At 69.1% G+C, this 20,024-nt stretch carries 18 protein-coding genes; 11 read left to right on the forward strand and 7 right to left on the reverse strand.

Annotated features, from left to right (window positions below):
- Positions 1–65 precede the first annotated feature (65 nt).
- The 5 genes from AO398_RS16640 to AO398_RS16660 all read right to left on the reverse strand — a co-directional run bounded on the left by AO398_RS16640 (position 66) and on the right by AO398_RS16660 (position 5,418).
- Complete coding sequence (locus AO398_RS16640) at positions 66–1,367, reverse strand: YeaH/YhbH family protein (protein WP_058193234.1); 1,302 nt, start codon at positions 1,365–1,367, stop codon at positions 66–68.
- A 254-nt stretch (positions 1,368–1,621) separates the two neighbouring features.
- A complete protein-coding gene (locus AO398_RS16645; RefSeq protein ID WP_058193235.1) occupies positions 1,622–3,574 on the reverse strand; it encodes a PrkA family serine protein kinase in 1,953 nt (650 codons plus the stop codon).
- Between the two features lie 228 nt (positions 3,575–3,802).
- Positions 3,803–4,258, reverse strand: a complete 456-nt coding sequence (locus tag AO398_RS16650; RefSeq protein ID WP_058193236.1) for a hypothetical protein — start codon at positions 4,256–4,258, stop codon at positions 3,803–3,805.
- Between the two features lie 169 nt (positions 4,259–4,427).
- Complete coding sequence (locus tag AO398_RS16655) at positions 4,428–4,847, reverse strand: hypothetical protein (protein WP_058193237.1); 420 nt, start codon at positions 4,845–4,847, stop codon at positions 4,428–4,430.
- Positions 4,848–4,944: 97 nt separating this feature from the next.
- Entirely contained in the window at positions 4,945–5,418 is a 474-nt protein-coding gene (locus AO398_RS16660) for a MerR family transcriptional regulator (protein WP_058193264.1), read from the reverse strand.
- Between the two features lie 386 nt (positions 5,419–5,804).
- On the opposite strand from AO398_RS16660, the gene AO398_RS16665 reads away from it, so the two are divergent.
- The 3 genes from AO398_RS16665 to AO398_RS16675 all read left to right on the forward strand — a co-directional run bounded on the left by AO398_RS16665 (position 5,805) and on the right by AO398_RS16675 (position 9,849).
- On the forward strand, positions 5,805–6,896 hold the full coding sequence (locus AO398_RS16665; protein ID WP_058193238.1) for an alkene reductase: 1,092 nt from the start codon (positions 5,805–5,807) through the stop codon (positions 6,894–6,896).
- Positions 6,897–7,271: 375 nt separating this feature from the next.
- On the forward strand, positions 7,272–9,185 hold the full coding sequence (locus tag AO398_RS16670) for a PAS domain S-box protein (RefSeq protein ID WP_058193265.1): 1,914 nt from the start codon (positions 7,272–7,274) through the stop codon (positions 9,183–9,185).
- A gap of 1 nt (position 9,186) precedes the next feature.
- Positions 9,187–9,849, forward strand: a complete 663-nt coding sequence (locus tag AO398_RS16675) for an HAD hydrolase-like protein (RefSeq protein WP_058193239.1) — start codon at positions 9,187–9,189, stop codon at positions 9,847–9,849.
- A gap of 142 nt (positions 9,850–9,991) precedes the next feature.
- Here AO398_RS16675 and bamE read toward each other — a convergent pair whose 3' ends face one another.
- Positions 9,992–10,489, reverse strand: coding sequence for an outer membrane protein assembly factor BamE (bamE, locus tag AO398_RS16680; protein WP_058193240.1), 498 nt, complete (start codon positions 10,487–10,489; stop codon positions 9,992–9,994).
- 401 nt (positions 10,490–10,890) lie between these two features.
- On the opposite strand from bamE, the gene AO398_RS16685 reads away from it, so the two are divergent.
- The 8 genes from AO398_RS16685 to AO398_RS16720 all read left to right on the forward strand — a co-directional run bounded on the left by AO398_RS16685 (position 10,891) and on the right by AO398_RS16720 (position 18,840).
- On the forward strand, positions 10,891–11,448 hold the full coding sequence (locus AO398_RS16685; protein WP_058193241.1) for a ubiquinol-cytochrome C chaperone family protein: 558 nt from the start codon (positions 10,891–10,893) through the stop codon (positions 11,446–11,448).
- Positions 11,445–11,960 (forward strand): DUF177 domain-containing protein, encoded by a 516-nt coding sequence (locus tag AO398_RS16690; protein WP_058193242.1) that lies wholly within the window; start codon positions 11,445–11,447, stop codon positions 11,958–11,960. Before AO398_RS16685 ends, AO398_RS16690 begins: the two co-directional genes overlap by 4 nt.
- A 395-nt stretch (positions 11,961–12,355) precedes the next feature.
- A complete protein-coding gene (plsX, locus tag AO398_RS16695; protein ID WP_058193243.1) occupies positions 12,356–13,390 on the forward strand; it encodes a phosphate acyltransferase PlsX in 1,035 nt (344 codons plus the stop codon).
- Between the two features lie 457 nt (positions 13,391–13,847).
- Positions 13,848–14,840: a beta-ketoacyl-ACP synthase III gene (locus AO398_RS16700; protein WP_058193244.1), complete on the forward strand. Its 993-nt coding sequence runs from the start codon at positions 13,848–13,850 to the stop codon at positions 14,838–14,840.
- Positions 14,841–14,995: 155 nt separating this feature from the next.
- The gene (locus AO398_RS16705; RefSeq protein ID WP_058193245.1) at positions 14,996–15,325 is read left to right on the forward strand and encodes an integration host factor subunit alpha; all 330 of its coding nucleotides are present in this window, start codon (positions 14,996–14,998) and stop codon (positions 15,323–15,325) included.
- Positions 15,326–15,546: 221 nt separating this feature from the next.
- Entirely contained in the window at positions 15,547–16,659 is a 1,113-nt protein-coding gene (locus AO398_RS16710) for an FAD-binding domain-containing protein (protein WP_082643315.1), read from the forward strand.
- A gap of 434 nt (positions 16,660–17,093) precedes the next feature.
- Complete coding sequence (gene motA, locus AO398_RS16715; protein ID WP_058193247.1) at positions 17,094–17,957, forward strand: flagellar motor stator protein MotA; 864 nt, start codon at positions 17,094–17,096, stop codon at positions 17,955–17,957.
- Positions 17,958–17,979: 22 nt separating this feature from the next.
- Positions 17,980–18,840, forward strand: a complete 861-nt coding sequence (locus AO398_RS16720) for a flagellar motor protein MotB (RefSeq protein WP_058193248.1) — start codon at positions 17,980–17,982, stop codon at positions 18,838–18,840.
- A gap of 278 nt (positions 18,841–19,118) precedes the next feature.
- On the opposite strand, the gene AO398_RS16725 is transcribed toward AO398_RS16720, so the two are convergent.
- A complete protein-coding gene (locus tag AO398_RS16725; RefSeq protein ID WP_058193249.1) occupies positions 19,119–19,595 on the reverse strand; it encodes a BLUF domain-containing protein in 477 nt (158 codons plus the stop codon).
- Positions 19,596–20,024: the final 429 nt, after the last annotated feature.

Genomic DNA, 20,024 nt, shown 5'->3' on the forward strand with positions numbered 1-20,024 from the left:
CCCACGACGCTCGATCCTGAACGACCCCCACCCCTACCCCTCCCCGCAAGGGGGAGGGGACATCGCTACGCCTCCGCCTCGGCCCGCGCGTCCTTGCGGCCGAACAGCTCGCGGAACACCGGGTAGATCTCCCGGCGGTGGTTGACCTTGCGCATGGCGATCGGGCCGCCGGCCTTGGCGATGGCCTCGTAGGTCCGCCACAGGGTGGTGCGGTGCTCCACGAAGCCGGCCCGGGGGCCGTTCTCGTCGCCGACCTCGAGATAGGCGAAGTGCTGGCAGGCCGGCAGGATGTGGGCGCGCAGCAGCTCCGTCGCGGTCGGGCCGTCGGAGGAGACGTTGTCGCCGTCCGAGGCCTGGGCGGCGTAGATGTTCCAGTCGTCGGGCGAGTAGCGCTCGGCGATGATCCGCTTCATCTCCACCAGCGCCGAGGAGACCAGCGTGCCGCCGGTCTCCCGGGAGCCGAAGAAGGTCTCCTCGTCCACCTCGGTGGCCCGGTCGGTGTGGCGGATGAACACGATCTCGACGTGCCGGTAGCGGCGGGTCAGGAAGATGTGCAGCAGGATGTAGAACCTTTTGGCGAGGTCCTTCATGTGCTCGGTCATCGAGCCGGACACGTCCATCAGGCAGAACATCACGGCCTGCGCGATCGGCCGCGGATAGGGCTCGAACCGGCGGAAGCGCAGGTCGATCGGGTCGACATACGGAATGCGCTTGGCGCGCTCACGCAGCTTCAGCAGCGAGAGCTCCAGATCCGGCCGGCCCGGATCCGACTCGCGCATGGCGGCGAGCTGCGCCTCGAGCGCCGCGACCTCCTCGGGCTTCGGGCGCTTGAGAGCGATCCGCCGCGACATCGAGTTACGCAGGGTGCGGGTGAGCGCGAGGTTGGCCGGCGAGCCGGTCACCGTGTAGCCGGCCCGGCGCATCCCCTCCGTCTCGACCACCGCCAGGCGGCGCTTGGCCAGATCCGGCAGTTCCAGGTCTTCGAGGAAGAGTTCCAGAAACTCCTCGCGGGTGAGCACGAAGCGGAACGCGTCCTCGCTGTTCTCGCCGCCCTCTCCGCCCTCGCCGGATCCGCGTCCGCCACCGCCGCCCGGGGGGCGCTCGATGAGATCCCCTTCGACGTAGGTCTTGTTGCCCGGCAGGATGTGATCCTGCAGGCCGGTTCCGGGCTGGCGGGAGAACCGGGGCTCGCGCACGCCGTCGGCGGGCACGGTCACCCGGCCGTCCTTTCCGAGATCCTTGATGTCCTTCTCGCGGGCGGATTCACGCACGGCGCGCTGGGCGACATCCTTCACGCGCCGCAGGAAGCGCTGCCGGTTGGGGAGGCTCTTGCCCCCCGGATTCAGGCGTCGGTCGACGATGTGCATTCGCTGCGAAAACCCTCGTCCCGCGTGCTCCGGCCGGTTCTAGGCCCCGATTATACCATGCTGCTCTCCGAAAGAGGCTTCCCCCTTTCGCACAGTCTGGTCTAACGCTCCGCTCTCGCATGATGTCTTAGGAAAAGGAGATTCGCCTTGTCCCACATCATGCTTGCGAGCCTCGCCGGCCGGTCGTCCGAAACTATGGCGGCGGAGGGTCGAAACTTGGCCGCCCGGTCTGACCCCGAGCGGCCGCGCGTCCCTCAGCCGGCCTGCTTCACCCGCATGTACCATTCCACCAGGCGGCGGACCTGCCGCTCGGTGTAGCCCCGGGCGACCATGCGCTCGACGAACTCGCCGTGCTTCTTCTCGGTGTCGCCGTCCTTCTTCGAGCCGAAGGAGATGACCGGCAGCAGTTCCTCGACCTGGCTGAACATCCGCCGCTCGATGACTTCGCGCAGCTTCTCGTAGCTGGTCCAGCTCGGGTTCCGGCCACCGTGCTGAGCCCGCGAGCGCAGGGCGAACTTGACCACCTCGTTGCGGAAATCCTTTGGGTTGGCGATCCCGGCAGGTTTCTCGATCTTGGTCAGTTCCTGATTGAGGAGTTCCCGGTTCAGGAGCTGGCCGGTCTCGGCGTCCTTGAAGTCCTGATCCTCGATCCACGCATCGGCATAGTCGATGTAGCGGTCGAACAGGTTCTGGCCGTAATCATGATAGGATTCGAGATAGGCCTTCTGGATTTCGTGGCCGATGAACTCCGCATAGCGCGGGGCCAGCTCGGTCTTGATGAATTCCAGGTACTTCTTCTCGGTCTCCGGCGGGAGCTGCTCACGGCGGAGCGACTGCTCCAGCACGTACATCAGGTGCACCGGGTCGGCCGACACCTCGGTGGTGTCGTGGTTGAAGGTCGCGGCCAGCACCTTGAAGGCGAAGCGTGTCGAGATCCCGTCCATGCCCTCGTCGACGCCGGCGGTGTCCTTGTATTCCTGCATCGACCGGGCGCGGGGATCGACCTCGCGCAGCGATTCGCCGTCATAGACCCGCATCTTCGAGAAGACGTTGGAATTGGCGTGCTCGCGGAGCCGCGACAGGACCGAGAACCGGGCCAGCATCTCCAGGGTGCCGGGCGCGCAGGCGGCGTCCGACAGTTCCGAGCTGGAGATCAGCTTCTCGTAGATGTGCTGCTCCTCCGCCACCCGGAGGCAGTACGGGACCTTGATCACGTAGATGCGATCGATGAAGGCCTCGTTGTTCTTGTTGGTCTTGAAGGTCTGCCACTCGGATTCGTTCGAGTGGGCCAGGATCACGCCGGTGAACGGGATCGCGCCGATATTCTCCGTGCCGACGTAGTTGCCCTCCTGCGTCGCCGTGAGCAGCGGGTGCAGCATCTTGATCGGCGCCTTGAACATCTCGACGAATTCGAGAACGCCCTGGTTCGCCCGGTTGAGGCCGCCCGAATAGGAGTAGGCGTCGGGGTCCGCCTGAGACAGGGTTTCCAGCCGGCGGATATCGACCTTGCCGACCAGGGAGGAGATGTCCTGGTTGTTCTCGTCGCCCGGCTCAGTCTTGGCGATGGCGATCTGGCGCAGCCGCGAGGGCCGGACCTTGATCACCTTGAAGCGCGAGATGTCGCCGTTGAACTCGTCGAGGCGCTTGAGCGCCCAGGGGCTCATCAGGCCGGTGAGCCGCCGGCGCGGGACGCCGTAGCGCTTCTGGATCTCCTCGCCCATCGTGTCGGGATCGAACAGCCCGAGCGGGCTCTCGAACACCGGCGAGACCTCGTCCCCGGCCTTGAGAACGTAGATCGGGTGGACCTCCATCAGCGCCTTCAGGCGCTCGGCCAGGGACGACTTGCCGCCGCCGACCGGCCCCAGCAGGTAGAGGATCTGCTTGCGCTCCTCCAGGCCCTGCGCGGCGTGGCGGAAGAACGAGACGATCCGCTCGATCGTCTCCTCCATCCCGTAGAATTCGCGGAAGGCCGGGTAGGTCCGGATCGTCCGGTTCATGAAGATCCGGCCGAGGCGGGAATCCTTCGAGGTGTCCACGAATTCCGGTTCGCCGATGGCCGCCAGGATGCGCTCGGCGGACGAGGCGTACATCAGCGGCTCGTCGCGGCAGGCCTCGAGATACTCGGAGAGCGTCATCTCCGTATCGCGGCGGGCCTCGTACCCTCGGGCGAAGCTCTGGAAAAGGTCGTTCGTCGCATGCATCGACATTCGATAACCCTCTCAGACCCTGACAGCTTCATCCTGTCTCGGCTTGGATGCAACCGACAGGCCCGCTTTTGTCGCAGCGCGGCGAACGCGCCGCGGGCCTGTCGATTGCGTGCAACACTCATCTGGCCAAAACGCGGCCTCCACCAGGTTCAACGTTGATTTCGATCTCCTTCAGGCGCGCGATGTAGGATGAAAAACTATGCACGCCCCCGGGTATCCTGCCTCTGCTTAGAGATCCGTGCCTTCTTTCTTGGCATCATCGCCGGATTTTGATCCGGCGGCGCCGACCGTGATCTTGATGTTCTGGGTCTGCACTTGGCCGTCGGCGCCCTTGACCTCGAAAGTCACCTCGTCCGAGCCCGTGAAGCCATTGTTGGGCTGGTAGAACAGCGCCTGGACCGCGGCCTCCTTGTTCGGGCAGCGGTAGCTCGCCGGGGTCTTCAGCTTGCCGACCTTGGTGATCACGGAGCCGTTCTTGGGCGCCCCGGAAACCTTGAATTCCGGCATCGGGCCGGGGGTGCAATCCTTCTTGAGATTCGGGGCGATCTCGAGCCGCACGGTCTTGCCGGGGGCGACCGTCTTGGAGCGCGTCACGGTGGTCTGGGCGAAGGCCGGGACCTGGGCCGGCCCCGCGAGGAGCAAGCCGCTTGCGAGCAGCACGGCGAGCGGACGAAGGGCGGTCATGCGGCGTCTCTCCGGTTCCGATCCGGGGCCGGATTCCGGGCGCGTCGCCGGTTGCCCCTTCCATCGGTTGGAGCGCATGTGGGGATGCCGGGCACGGCCGTCGAGGGTTCTGGCACCTCCGTCCCGGCCCGGACGGAGGCGTCGGGCCGAATCTTTTCCGGAACCGATCCTATTCCTGCAGCACCGCCGCCACGGCCCCGGTGACCCGGGCGATCTGGGCGGCGTCGAACTCGCCGGCGAGGGCGGCGGCAAGTCGAGCCTCGACCCGGGCGCGCTCCCCGGCATCGGCGATCGGCACCGGCGGGATCTGGTCCTCGGGCAGGCGGCAGACCCGGCGGATCGTCTCGGCGGCGGTCAGCAGCTTCTCCCGGTCGGGCGGCCCCATCTCCCACAGGGGATTGCGCAGGCGGCTGATCACCCGCTTGGCGTCCCGGTAGTCCCGATCGATCGTGGTGGCGGCCTCGATCTGGCTGACCAGGAACATCAGTTCGAGGACTTCCGAGGCCGCATCCGGGCAGGAGCGGACGATCCGCATGAGGCGGGCCATCAGTTCCTGGCTGGGTGACAGCTTGGGTTTGGACGCGGCCATGCGGGCGACAACGCGGGTTCCGGCAGGAAAGTTCGCTGGATCCGCAAGTTGCGTGCTCATCGCGCTTCTCGCGTAAGGCGAGAGGCCGCGGCGCGTGTCACACGTCGCGGTCGTAGGGCCTGCGCAGGGCGTCGAGCAGGGCGCGGCAGGCGTGCAGATCCTCCAGCACGCCCATCAGCGCCGCCCGGTCGGGCGTGTCGGCCCGGAGCGCGGTCGCGCCCTCGACCTCCTGGATCAGCGGCTCGGCGGCCTTGGCCTCGCCGCGGCCCACGGCCTGGACGAAGCGGATGCCGTTCTCCTTGAGCACCCGCTGCGCCCCCGCGATGGTGTAGCGCTGCACGTAGAGGAGCTGCCGGATGCCGGCGACGAGCTCGACATCCTGGGGCCGGTAATAGCGCCGGCCGCCTGCCCGCTTCACCGGGCGGATCTGGCCGAAGCGGGTCTCCCAGAACCGCAGGACGTGCTGGGGCACGTCGAGCTCGTCGGCGACCTCGCTGATCGTCCGGAACGCACCGGCGCTCTTCTCGCCGAGGGGTTCGAGCGGCATGTCGGCGGCGAGGGCTGAGGGCATGGCTGTCTGAATGACGGGAGCGGGAAGCCCGATCTTGCCGGTCTGCGCGGCCGGGCTCAAGCCTTGTCGGCCATCCTGGGCGACGGGGAGGGAAGACTTTTCGCGTGACGGCGGCGCGACGCCGGCCGAACGACGGGCTTTCGCCCGCAGCGATGCCCGCCGGACGGCCCGCGCTTCGGACGATGCTTCCGCAATGGCCCCGCGCCGTCCTGCGCGCGGCCCGCCCCAAGTCCCGGATATCCGGGATCACGCGCCCCCCTTGGGACGTGCGCTCGCGCACGGACCAAGCTGCGATGCTGCGGTGCACCTTGGCATCTCGGCGTCGCGACGCCAATTCGGCGCCTGACCACCGGACGCGGCGTTGCCGCAACCAGCACGAGGTTTCCATGCCGTCCCTGCTAGACCCGATCCGTATCGGCGCCATCGAGGCGAAGAACCGGATCTTCATGGCCCCGCTCACCCGCGGCCGCGCGACCCGCGAGCACGTGCCGACCCCGCTCATGGTCGAGTACTACGCCCAGCGCGCCGGCGCCGGGTTGATCCTCACCGAGGCCACCGGCATCTCCCAGGAGGGGCTGGGCTGGCCGTTCGCACCGGGCATCTGGTCCGACGCCCAGGTCGACGCGTGGCGGCCGATCGTGAAGGCCGTGCACGATCGCGGCGGCAAGATCGTCTGCCAGATCTGGCATATGGGCCGGCTGGTCCATCCGGACTTCCTGGGCGGCGACCAGCCGGTCTCGGCCTCGGCCACCACGGCCCCGGACCAGGCCCACACCTATTCGGGCAAGAAGCCCTACGCCGAGGCTCGCCCGCTCGAGGTCGCCGAGGTCCCGCGGCTGCTCGCGGATTACGAGCGCGCCACCGCCAACGCCCTGGCGGCCGGGTTCGACGGGGTGCAGATCCACGCCGCGAACGGCTACCTGATCGACGAGTTCCTGCGCGACGGCACCAACCACCGCACCGACGCGTACGGCGGCTCGATCGCCAACCGCGTGCGGCTGCTGCGCGAGGTGACCGACGCGGTCGCCAAGGTCGCCGGGCCGGAGCGCACCGGCGTGCGCCTGTCGCCGAACGGCGAGATCCAGGGCTGCAACGATTCGGATCCGGAGGCCCTGTTCGTGGCGGCCGCCCAGGCGCTGGCCGACAGCGGCATCGCCTTCCTGGAGATGCGCGAGCCCGGCCCGGACGGCACCTTCGGCAAGGCCGACCACCCGCCGATCGCCCCGGCGATGCGCAAGGTGTTCCGCAACCCGATGATCCTCAACGCCGATTACGACGGCGTGAGCGGCCAGAAGGTGCTCGATGCCGGGCAGGCCGACGCGATCGCGTTCGGCCGGACCTTCATCGCCAACCCGGACCTCGTCGAGCGCATCGCCAAGGGCGCGCCGCTCGCCAAGGACGAGGCCGCGACCTGGTACAGCCAGGGGCCGAAGGGCTACACCGACTATCCGACCCTGGGCGAAGCCCGCGCCGCCTGATCGGCATTCCGTCCAGCCCAATCCCCTCCCCCTGAGGCGCCCGGCGATCGACGATCGCCGGGCCGCGAAGGAGCCCTCCCGCGGACCGCACCGGGATCCGGAGGGTGCCAGCGAGACTGCGCGGCATCTCCGGATGCGGGCGCGGCCGGGAGAGGGCCCGTCGCTGGCCGCAGGCCGCACAGGCGATCCGCCTCGCCGCGCATTCGCGTCCCGGGGCATTCGGAATCGCCGACGGTGTCGGCCCTGGGCCATGCGCTGGCGTGCGGCGAGCGGCACCGAAAACCCCTTTCGGTAACCCGGTTTCGCCCCTGTAGGCTTGAATCTGCGGCCGCGCCTATGCAGGCGGCCTCCTCGCGCCTATTTGTGCGCAAGACCATGGATGTGCTGCCCCTCAATACACGCGCGGATACCGGAGTGACCGACGGGCGCTGGAGCACCGCGGCCCGGCTCGCGGAGCTGCACGACCTCGCCATCCTCGATAGCGAGCCCGAGCCGCTCTACGACGACCTCGTCCGGATCGCCGCCCATGTCTGCCGGGCTCCGGTCGCCCTGGTCAGCCTGGTCGATGCCGAGCGACAATGGTTCAAGTCGGAATTCGGTCTCGGCCAGCGCGAATTGCCGATCAACTGCTCGGTCTGCGCCCATACGATCGAGGCCGGTGACTGCCTCATCATTCCCGATCTGGCGGACGACCCGAGGACCATCGACAACCCGTTGGTGACCGGCGGGCCGGGGTTCCGCTTCTACGCGGGGGCGGTGATCCGCGGTGCGCAGGGCATTCCGCTGGGGGCGCTCTGCGTGCTCGACCGGGTGCCGCGGCCGGAGGGACTCGACGCCGACCAGACCGCCACCCTGACCGCCCTGGCGCGCCAGATCTCGACCCTGCTCGAATACCGCCGGACCCACGCCCGGGTGGCCGCCCGGGAGGCCGAGCTCGCCGCCAGCGAGCGCCGCTTCCGGGTGATGACCTCGGCGATGCCGCAGATGGTCTGGACCACCCTGCCGGACGGGTTCCACGACTATTACAACGACCGCTGGTACGAGTTCACCGGCATGCCGTACGGCTCCACCGATGGCGAGGGCTGGAACGACGTGTTCCACCCGGACGATCAGGAACGGGCCTGGACGCGCTGGCGCCATTCGCTCGAGACCGGCGAGCCCTACGAGATCGAGTACCGCCTGCGCCATCGCGACGGCACCTACCGGTGGACGCTGGGCCGGGCCATGCCGATCCGCGACGCGGAGGGGCGGATCGAGCGCTGGTTCGGCACCTGCACCGACATCGACGATCTGAAGCGGGCCGAGGACGAGGCGGGCAAGCTCGCCGCCATCGTGGAGACCTCCAAGGATTTCATCGGCCTGTGCACCCTGGACGGGGCCGTCACCCATCTCAACGAGGCCGCCCTGGCGCTGGTCGGGCTGCCCGACCTCGCCACCGCCCGGCAGCACCGGATGGAGGATTTCTTCTGCCCGGACAGCCGCCGGGTGCTCGCCGAGATTGTGATGCCGGCCCTGAAGCGGACCGGCTCCTGGGAGGGCGAGCTGGCCTTCCGCCATTTCGGCATCGGCGAGCCGGTGGCGGTGCTGTACAACATCTTCCCGGTGCGCGACCCGACCGGAGCCGAGATCGGCTACGCCACCGTCACCCGGGACCTGCGCGAGGCCAAGCGCGCCGAGGAGGCCCGCGACCTGCTGATCCGCGAGCTGTCCCACCGGATCAAGAACATCTTCGCCGTGGTCGGCGGACTGGCGGCGCTCACCGCCCGGAGCGACCCGGCGGCCAAGCCGTTCGCGGCGGCCTTCCGGGAGCGGCTCGGCGCCCTCGCCCGGGCCCACGAATATGTCCGCCCGCACTCCCCCGAGAGCGCCCCCGAGGTGGAGGGCCAGACGGTGCTCGGGCTGATGCGCCTGATCATGGCCGCCTACGAGGAGGGCGGCCGGGCGCGCGTCGCGATCTCCGGCGACGATGCCGCGATCGGCGAGCGCACCGCCACCGCGCTCGCGCTGATCATGCACGAGCAGGCCACCAACGCGATGAAGTATGGCGGGCTCTCCACCAAGGAGGGCGGCGTCACCCTGAGCGGGCTGCGCGAGGGCGGGCGCTACACCCTGACCTGGGCCGAGGCCGGCGGCCCGCCGGTGACGGCCAAGCCCTCCCGCAAGGGCTTCGGCACCGTGCTGGCCGAGCGCAGCGTCGCCGGCCAGCTCGACGGCGTGCTGGAGCACGATTGGGCGCCCGGCGGTCTCTTCATGCGGCTCAGCGTGCCCCTCGAGAATCTCCGCCATTAGGATGACGCGCAGCCCCGGTGAGGCCGGGCCATCGCTGGTCGTGCTCGATTTCGACGGCACGCTGGCGGACAGCTTCGACTGGTTCTGCTCGGTCCTGAACGGGGTCGCCGACCGCTACCGCTTCCGCCGGGTCGAGGCGCACGAGGTCGAGGCGCTGCGGCTGCAGGGCGCGCGGGCGATCGTTTCTCATCTCGGCATTCCGCGCTGGAAGCTGCCGTTCATCGCCCGCCACATGCACGCGTTGGCGGCGCGCGACGCCGCCCGGATCGCTCTGTTTCCCGGCGTACCGGCCATGCTGGCGGACCTCCGGGACGCGGGCGTCCCGCTGGCGATCCTGTCGTCGAACCGCGCCGACACGGTCCGCCGGGTACTCGGGGCGGAGAATGCGGACCGGATCGAGGCTTATGCCTGCGGTGCCTCGCTCTTCGGCAAGGCCCGGCGGCTGCGGACATTGCTGGCACGCCGCCGCGTCACGCCGGCGCGGGCCCTGTGCATCGGCGATGAGGTGCGCGATCTGGAGGCGGCGCGGGCGCTCGGCTGCTCGTTCGGCGCGGTGGCCTGGGGCTATACCGACGCGCGGGCGCTGGCGGCGCTCGGCCCCGAACACCTGTTCGCCGAGCCGGCGGACATCGCCAGTCTGCTGCGACGGCCCGAATCGGTCTGACACAAGGCAGGGTTTCAAAAGGTCCGGGACCTTTTGCGGGTGCAGGGTGGAGCCCTGCTGTCGGGCTTCGCCCGATGCATCGGGGGCTCCGCCCCCGAACCCCACCAAAGGGCTGAGCCCTTTGGAAACCCTTGACCTTGGTTCAGAGCCCGCGACCGGCGCCCGGGACGACGCTGGTGCCCTTGCCGGAGCCGAACGGCTCGTAGCGGGTCAGGCCGCGGAACAGCTGGCTGAGGAAGGCCCGGTCGGCGCCGCTGGTCGGCGTGGTGCGCTCGATGAAGTCGAACACCTTGCCGTCCTGGAGGCCGTAGAGGGCCACGCGCTCGACCTTGAAGCCGGGGGTGAAATAGACCGCCGTGACCTTCTGGTCCTCGACCTGCTCGCCCAGGAACATGATCGTCCGGCTGGTGTTCTGCGAGATGTAATACCAGGACTTGTTGCCCACCGTGGAGACCGTCGACGGCGTGCCGAGGATCTGCAGCACCTGCTCGGGGCTCATGCCGGGCTTGATCGTCGCGAGCGCGGCCTGATCGATCTGGTAGCCATGGCGCAGCTCTTCACCGACGCAACCGGCGAGGCCGGCGCCCGCGAGGCCCAGCAGGGCGAGGCGCGCAAAGGACTGGACGAGACGGCGCCGCATCGGGCCCCCAGAGAGCGTGTTGACGGACGAGCGACGCAGGCCGCCGCCGGTCCATGTCTCCGACGGCGCTTGCGCCTTGGGCGTGGGTTGCCGTACCGCGGGGATATGGCTTTGACAAGGCAAGCTTGGCCACAGGCCCGGGCCCAACGCACCCGCTCTCCCTCCCCCCTTTGCGGGGGAGGGTGGCCCCTGCGTCAGCAGGGGTCGGGAGAGGGGAACCCGGCTGCCGGGAACGGCGCAGCCTTCATGAAGACCACCACTTCGTTCTGCACCGTTGCTCCCCTCTTGCGGGACTTCGTCCCGGCCCGACCCCCTTCGGGGGCCACCCTCCCCCGCAGAGGGGAGAGGGAGAGGCGCGCATCGGCTTTGTTCTTGGCATCCTTCAAGCCTGCGAGGCATCCATGATCGCCGCGCTGTTCCGGCGCGACAGCGCGCGCCGCCGGGCCGTCGAGGCGTTGCACGCGGCGATCAGCTCGGCGGCGCGGCGGCCGGGCCTGTATACGCGGCTCGCCGTGCCCGACACCGTGGAGGGCCGGTTCGAGGCCCTGTGCCTGCACGTCATCCTGGTCCTGCGCCGGCTCAACCGGCTTCCCGCCCCGGCGGCCGACGTGGCCCAGGATCTGGTCAATGCGGTCTTCGCCCAGCTCGACGCCTCTTTGCGTGAGCTCGGTGTCGGCGATATGGGCGTCGGCAAGCGGATGAAGAAGCTCGGCGCCGCCTTCTACGGCCGGGCCACCGGCTACGATGCCGCCCTCGATGCCGGCGACGGCGCGGCCCTGGCCGTGGTGCTCGCCCGCAACGTGCTCGGCGGGGAGGGCGACGCGGCGGGCCTCGCCGCCTACGTGCTGGCGGCCGATGCGGCGCTGGCTGAGGTCAATCTCGACGGGCTGCTCGGTGCCGGGCCGCCCTTCCCGGAGCCGGACGCCTTCGCGCCGGCCCCGACCGGAGACAGGATATGAGACACCGTACGGGTCCTGAGAGCGGACCGCTCGCGCGCTGGGTCAATGTCGAGCGCCTGCCGCAGGGGCGGGGCGCCGTCACCGTCGAGGCGAGCCCGGCCGAATGCGCCACGCTCGCCGCCGATTTCAAGATTCCCGCCATCCGGGACCTGGTCGGGCGCTTCGAGATCTCGGGCTCGACCAACCGGATGACCGTCACCGGAACGGTCGAGGCCGTGGTGACGCAGGTCTGCACGGTCAGCCTCGAGCCGTTCGAGGGACCGGTCCGCGAGCCCGTGGAGGTCGTGTTCACCGACACCGACCAGCTCGCCGGCACCGATGCCGAGGATGTCGAGATCCCCGATCCGCTGATCGGCGGCCGGATCGATTTCGGCGCGCTCACGGCCGAGTTCCTGGCGCTCGGCCTAGACCCCTATCCGCGCAAGCCCGGAATCGCCTTCGAGCCCGTGGTGATCGGCGAGGATGCGGGGCCCTTCGACGCGCTGCGCCAGCTGCGTGATGGCGAGGGGTGAAGGCGGTCGGCTTGGCGCTGCCGCAGTCGGGCTGCTGCGCGAGAAGGGGGAATTGGGCGGTCGGTTTCGACCAAGGGGAATCTCCCATCTAACCCCCTCATCCTAAGGCGACGAAGCGCAGCGGAGGCCTCGAAGGAGCCCTCCAGCCGGCCGCGCGATCTCTGGAGGACTCCTTCGAGGCCCGCTGCGCGGGCACCTCAGGATGAGGGGGCTTCATGGGATTACCCGGGTTCGAGCACCGCTGGGGATTCGCCCGCCCCGAAACAATTGCCTGCCTCCGCCGGCCCGAATTCATTTGCCCGGCGGGCCGGTATCGCTATGGTCCGCCGCGCTTGGCGGGCGGCCCTCCGCCGCGCCGCCGCACTTCCCCTGCCGAGACCGCGACCCGCAAAGACATGTCCCAACGCGTGTGCATCTCGCTCGACGCCATGGGCGGCGACCACGGGCCCACCACCGTCGTGCGCGTCGCCGCGCTGGCCCGTGAGCGCCATCCCGGCATGACGTTCCTGCTGTTCGGCGACGAGGCGGTGATCGCCCCGCTGGTCGCCAAGGAGCCGCGGCTCAAGGACTGCGTCGAGATCCGCCACACGACTGTGGCCGTGGCCATGGACGACAAGCCCAGCCAGGCGGTGCGCCAGGGCCGGGGCAAGTCCTCGATGTGGCAGGCGGTCCAGGCGGTGCGCGACGGGCAGGCCGATGCCTGCGTGTCCGCCGGCAACACCGGCGCCCTGATGGCGATGTCGAAGATCTGCCTGAAGACCATGTCGGGCATCGAGCGCCCGGCGATCGCCTGCCTGTGGCCCACCGTGCGCGGCGAGAGCGTCGTGCTCGATGTCGGCGCCACCATCGGAACCGACGCGGAGCACCTGGTCGAGATGGCCGTGATGGGCTCGGCCATGGCCCGCATCGTGTTCGACCTCGACAAGCCGACGGTGGGCCTGCTCAACGTCGGCACCGAGGAGATGAAGGGCAACGAGGCGGTCAAGGAGGCCGCCCGGCTGCTGCGCGAGATGGACAGCCCGCGCCTGACCTATCACGGCTTCGTCGAGGGCACGGATCTCGGCCGCGGCACCGTCGACGTGGTGGTGACGGAAGGTTTCACGGGAAACATCGCGCTCAAGACCGCCGAGGGCACGGCCAAGCAGATCGGCACCTATCTCCGCTCGGCCATGACCCGGACACTGTCGGCCAAGATCGGTGCGCTGTTCGCCCGCCAGGCGTTCAAGGCCCTGAAGGACAAGATGAATCCGAGCCGCGCCAATGGCGGCGTGTTCCTCGGCCTGGAAGGCATCGTCATCAAGAGCCACGGCTCGGAGAACGCGCAGGGCTTCGCTGCGGCGATCGACCTGGCCCACGACATGGCCCGCCAGGATATGATCCGCACGATCCGCGAGATGCTCGACCAGACGGCGGTGCTGGCGCCGGCGTGATGTTTTTGCCTTGCGGCGTGCCGTACCCTACGGGCGGCAGATCGGGCACTCGGCAGTTGGTTCGACGAGGAGATGTGCGGTCCGGAAACCTTGGACTTTCACGCCCCGCGTGAAGCCCTCCCTGCCCTTCCAGGGCGCCGAAGGCAAGCCCGGAAGCCAGAGCCGCCGACGGCGCAAAGTCTTGCTCGACCTAGGGTTCTGGATTCCGGGCTCCGCTTCGCGGCCCCGGAATGACAGGGTTATCGATCCTGCCGCGGTTGCCCCTCGGATCACCGAACTTACCCGGGACGGTCCTGGAAAAATTCTCTATCGAGCGCGGGGCCTGCGTGAGGACCACGCGCTTACCACGGAGGCCGGATCCCTATACCGGCGCCGCGTGTTCAGACGGATGGAATACGGACGTCCGGGGCGACACAACTGCGAATTGTGAAGCCCGCGCCGTCCGGGAAGGAAAGCGATGTCAGCCCTCCGCACAGATTCCCCGCAGGTGCTGCGCTCGGTGGTGGTCGGGACCGGGTCGAGCCTGCCCGCGCAGGTGGTGACCAACGCGGCCCTCGCCGAGCGGGTCGACACCTCGGATGACTGGATCGTCCAGAGGACGGGCATCCGCCAGCGCCATATCGCCGATGCGAGCGAGACCACCTCGGTGCTCGGCACCCGGGCCGCCCAGGCCGCCCTCGCCGATGCCGGCCTGACGGCTGACGACATCGACCTGGTGATCTGCGCGACCTCGACGCCGGACCACACCTTCCCGGCCACCGCCACCCAGATCCAGGCGGCGCTCGGCATCCATCAGGGCGCGGCCTTCGACCTGCAGGAGGCCTGCGCCGGCTTCGTGTTCGCGGTCTCCACCGCCGACAAGTTCCTGACCACCGGCTCGGCCCGCCGGGCCCTGGTGATCGGCGCCGAGACCTTCTCGCGCATCGTCGACTGGGAGGACCGCACCACCTGCGTGCTGTTCGGCGACGGGGCCGGAGCGGTGGTGCTGGAGGCGCGGGCCGATGCGGGCGAGCGCGGCGTGCTCTGCGCCAGCCTGCGCTCGGACGGCCGGCACCGGGACAAGCTCTACGTCGATGGCGGGCCGGGCTCCACCGGCACCACCGGGCATCTGCGCATGGAGGGCCGGGAGGTGTTCCGGTTCGCGGTCGGGCAGGTCACCGACGTGATCGCCGACGCCTTCGCGCAGGTCGGCGTCACCGCGGACGATCTCGACTGGTTCGTGCCGCACCAGGCCAACCGCCGGATCATCGAGGCTTCGGCCGACAAGCTCGGCATCGCCCGCGACAAGATCGTGCTGACGGTGGACCGCCACGGCAACACCTCGGCGGCCTCGATTCCGCTGGCCCTGGACGTCGCCCGGCGGGACGGCCGCATCCAGCCCGGCGACCTGGTGATGATCGAGGCGATCGGCGGCGGCTTCAGCTGGGGCGCCGCCCTGATCCGCTGGTGAGAGGCTGGAGCAATTCCACGCCTCCCTGCGGTTGACCGGGCGGCGGGCGCCGATTAGCGTGCCGGATCATAGGGATACACCTTCAGCTCAGGGTGCGGCGCGGTTCGTCGCGCCTGTGGGCTGTCGGATGAGAAGAGCGGGCGAGGGGACACGGCATGGCAGGCAAGACGGTGACGCGCGCCGACTTGAGCGAGGCCGTCTACCACCAGGTGGGCCTGTCCCGGACCGAGTCTTCCGCCCTGGTCGAGACCGTGCTGTCCGAGATCTGCGCCTGCCTGGCGGGGGGCGAGACCGTCAAGCTGTCCTCGTTCGGGTCCTTCGTGGTGCGCAGCAAGGGCAAGCGCGTGGGCCGCAACCCCAAGACCGGCGTCGAGGTGGCGATCGAGCCCCGCCAGGTGATGGTGTTCAAGCCCTCCAACGTGCTCAAGGCCAAGATCAACGGCCAGGCGATCAACGGCCTCGACAAGCACGACGACGAGGATTGAGCGGCGCCCGAGCATCATCCCGAAAGGCGGCCTCCTTTCGTAACACGATGACGTAAGATCAACGCCCTCCCGTCTCCGGGGCTCGCGCGCCGGAGCGGCAGGCGCGCTCCCGAGAGCATCCGGGGCGTCCTCCGGACACGGGCGCCGCGGGGCGGGGAATGGGTCGCAGCCGTGCCGGCGCGGCCCCGCGCTAGCTCAGCGGGATGGATCGCATCTTTCCCATGACCCGGGATGCCGGGCTCGACCGTCTCTCCGCCTTTCTGGCGGAGGCCGGCGCCGATTACGCCGCCACCCGCAACACCGACCGGGGCGCGCAGGCGCGCCCGACCACCTCGGCGCTGTCGCCCTATCTGCGCCGGCAGGTGATCACCGAGGCCGAGGTTGTGGCCGCAGCCGACAGCGCCTTCGGCGACGGCGGCGCCGAGAAATTCGTGTCCGAGGTGTTCTGGCGGACCTACTTCAAGGGCCATCTGGAGACCCACCCGGCCGCCTGGACGGATTTTCTGGCGCTGGCCGCGGCGGACCACGCGCGGCTTTCCGCCGAGCCGGGGCTGCGCCGGACCTACGAGCGCGCGGTCGAGGGCCGGACCGGCATCGACGGCTTCGACGATTGGGTGCGCGAGCTGGTCGAGACCGGCTGGCTGCACAACCATGCGCGGATGTGGTTCGCCTCGATCTGGATCTTTACCCTGCGCCTGCCCTGGGCGCTCGGCGCCGATTTCTTCCTGCGGCACCTCGTCGATGGCGACCCGGCGAGCAACACCCTGTCCTGGCGCTGGGTGGCGGGCCTGCACACGCGGGGCAAGCATTACGTCGCCCGCGCCGAGAACATCCGGCGCACCACGGAGGGCCGGTTCGATCCCGCCGGGCTCGACGAGTATCCGGATTCCCTCGACGAAGCGAACCCGCCGCGCGAGGTCGCGCTGCCGCGGGCCGATGCGGCGCCGGCCGGCGCGGTCGCCCTGTTGCTGCATCGCGACGACCTGCACCCGGAGAGCCTGCCGCTGGGGGACGCCCGGGTGGTCCGGGTCGGGGGCCTCGTCGCCCACGCCCCGGATGCGTCGGACAAGGTTCGGGCGGCCGATGCGGCGGCGATGGCCGATGCCCTGGCGCGCGCGGCGGCGCATTTCGGCTGCCCGGCGGGACCGGTGGCCCCGGATTGGTCCGACGCCCACCCGGTCGTCACGGCCTGGGCTCCGATCGGCCCGTCCGCGGATGCCCTTCCGGACGCGTGCCTGCGCGTCCGGCGGCCCTGGGACGAAGTCGCCTGGCCGCTGGCCACCCGCGGCTATACCCGGGTGAAGAAGGCCATCCCGCAGCTGCGACCGCAGTGATCGTCGGGGCAGGACCCGGCGATTGACGGTGGCGTGACCGACCTCCGGTCCGCGCGCGAGCCGCAACGCGTCGCGTCGGGGCGTGGAGACCGCCCGGGCGATCAGGGTGGCCGGGACGTGCCGGCCCTTTCAGGTGCCGCGCGCGTCTCGCCCCAGCCCGCGGGCAGGCCTTGCGGATTGTGGGCCGGCTCCGGGGCGCGAGCGGCAGGCGCGGCGGCTGCGCCCGACGACCCGTCAAAGCGGGCGTGATCGCGTTTGCGACGCGCCCGCGCCCGTCACGTCCGGTCAAACCCGCTGCACCAGACGCCCGGATCTAACGTTTGCGAATTCTTTGGCCGCAGCGCTAAACGCAGCGTTAACCTTAATCAGTGATTTGCCAGATCATGAACGGCGTCGTGCGGATTCGACCTGCCGCCGCGTAAGGATGGCACATCATGCGGCTGATCGTCGGCACAATCATCGTCTTCGCCTGCGTCTTCGGCAGCTACGCGATGATGGGTGGCCACCTGCTCGTCCTGTGGCAGCCGTTCGAGTTCGTCATCATCCTCGGTGCCGCGATCGGGGCCTTCGTCATCGGCAACGTCGGGCCGGTGCTCAAGGCCGTGCCCTCCATGCTGGGGACGCTCGTGAAGGGCCCCAAATACACGCAGCAAAGCTATGTCGAACTGCTGGGAATGCAGTATTCTTTGTTCAAACTTGCGAAGTCGAAGGGCGCGATGGCGCTCGAGCCGCACATCGAGGATCCGAGCGCGTCGACGCTGTTCAACGCCTTCCCGACCTTCGCGGCGAACCATCACGCGGTCGAGTTCGTCTGCGACTACATGCGTATGGTCACGCTGGGCGCCAACAACGTCTACGAGATCGACGCGCTCATGGATGAGGAACTGCAGACGCACCACCAGGAGCAGGAGCGTGTCGTGTCGGCCATGCAGTCGCTCGCCGACGGAACACCGGCGCTCGGCATCGTCGCCGCCGTGCTCGGCGTGATCAAGACGATGGGGGCGATCAAGGAGCCGCCGGAGGTCCTGGGACATCTGATCGGCGGCGCGCTGGTCGGCACCTTCTTCGGCGTCTTCGTCGCCTATGGCTTCTTCGGGCCCATGGCGCAGTCGCTCAAGAGCCTCTTCGAGGCCGAATCCAAGTACTTCCTGTCCCTCAAGGCGGGTCTGCTCGCCCATATCGGCGGCCAGCCGCCGGTGATGGCGGTGGAATTTGCCCGCAAGTCCCTGATGAGCGACGTCCGCCCGACCTTCAACGAAGTGGAAGCGGCAACCGCCGCTCTGCCCGCCCAGAACTGACCCGGTATCGAGCAGGGATTCGATGGCCACGATCATCATCAAGAAGGTCAAGAAGGCCGCTCACGCGCATCACGGCGGGGCCTGGAAGATCGCCTATGCGGACTTCGTGACCGCCATGATGGCGTTCTTCCTGTTGATGTGGCTGATCAGCATGACGACGCAGGAGCAGAAGAACGGTTTGGCGGAATACTTCGCGCCGTCGGCATCGAGCCCTGCAACCAGCGGCGCTGGCGGAATGCTCTACGGCACCGCCCTGGACACGTCGGGCAACAAGGCGTCCACGCCCCGCGACGCGGCACGGGGCTCTGCCGAGCCGGAGGACAGGGCGCGCCCGAACACCCCGGGCCGCGCCAGCGATGTCGATACCAGCCGCCCGGCCGCCAGCGCGCAGACAGATTACAGCGCCATAGCCAGCCTCCGGCAGGCGCTCCAGTCGATGCCCGACATTGCCGAGCTGTCGAAGAACATCGTGATCGAGCCGACCAGGGAGGGCGTGAACGTGTCCCTCGTGGATCAGGACGGCCGCTCCATGTTCCGTGAGGGCTCCGTCGACCCCAACGAGCGCACCCGTCGCGTGCTGGAGGCGCTCGCGCCCGCCCTGCGCAAGCTGCCCAACCGCCTGTCGATCACCGGCCACACGGCCGTCGCACGCCCGGGCTCGGCGCGGGGCGTCGAACCCTGGAACCTCACCGCCGGGCGTGCGCTCGCCGTGCGCGAGATCCTGTCGGGCGCCGGCGTTCCCAACGACAACTTCCTGTCCGTGGTGGGCCGTGCCGACACCGAGCCGGTTTTTCCCGACAATCCCTACATCGCCCCGAACCGACGGGTGACGATCACGCTGCTCCATGCGAATCCGCCGGCGCCCCCGAACGTTTTTCGCTGACGACACGGCGTCTTGCCGCCTGAGAGCCGGTTCCGATCGTATTGCGATCGGGACCGGCTTTCAGTCCGTGATGTGACGCGCTCGCAAACGCCGAACCGGTATCCACTTCGGGCGGCGCGCGCTCGAACGGTCGCTGCGGCGGCGATGAGCCATCCGCGCACTCGATGCCTTTCGCGACGCGCATTGCTCAAACGCGTCCCGGCAGCCCGCATGAAGATCGATCCTTTCGTCACGACGCCAGGGGCGGATGGGCTGGAGGCTACCGGGCGCAGGCCCGATCAGTTTCGCCCGAGCGAAACCAGCGGCCCGGCATCAAGGTGCTCGAGAATCCGCTTCAGTGCCGCGACGTTGTTCTTGTCTTCGGTGCTGTCCAGCGCATCCTGTAGCACCAGGCGGATATCCTCGGCTTCGACCCGCTCCATGTCCCAGTTCGGATAGAGACGCTCTCGCTCTTCCTCGCTCTGGCTCAGCGAAACGATATCGTAATGGCGCGAATCGCCATGAAGGCTCGTGATCAGCTTCTGGATCTCGGCGGCCGGCCCCTCGATCCACTGGAAGAAAACACCGCTGCCGTAAACCAGCACGCCGGTGATGCCGCGGGCGAGATTGTGGCGCTGGGCCGCCTCGACGATGCGGCCGACCTCGGCGTCGTCGACGCCGACGGCGGCGCGGCTGCAGTAGACGAAATGATACAGCGCGGGCAGCGCGGGTTCGTCCAACTCGGCGCCGCGTGGAATGCCGTATTCGTCGAACATGGATCGGCGCTCCGTTTGTGCCAGGCAGGCCGTTCCGCCCGGTGTGTCAGCAGCAGGATAACGCAACGGACCGGATTTGGAATTGAATCCGTCCGCCCCATACCTTGGGCGGACACCGAAGCTACCGCGACTCGACGAACCCACACGTGCGCGCGTCCCGCGCTTTGCCAGCTGTGTGATCCCGCTCGCCTATGGCGGGGTGCTCGACGACGGCCCGCCACCCAGTCTTCAGGCGGGACACGGCTTGCCGAGCCGATGGGAGCGGTTGCGCCGACAACGACGACCTTCATCCGACGCTCCGGCTGTCTCGCAGCCGATCGCGGGCTTTCCACGAAACGCCCAGCGCGCGCATGGGCGATGTAGCACCGGCAGGAGCGCAATCTTGCGGCTCAGCGAGCAGGACGCGTCGAACCGAAGGTCGGCTTTCTG

Source organism: Methylobacterium sp. GXS13 (genome assembly GCF_001455965.1).
Taxonomy (GTDB): domain Bacteria; phylum Pseudomonadota; class Alphaproteobacteria; order Rhizobiales; family Beijerinckiaceae; genus Methylobacterium.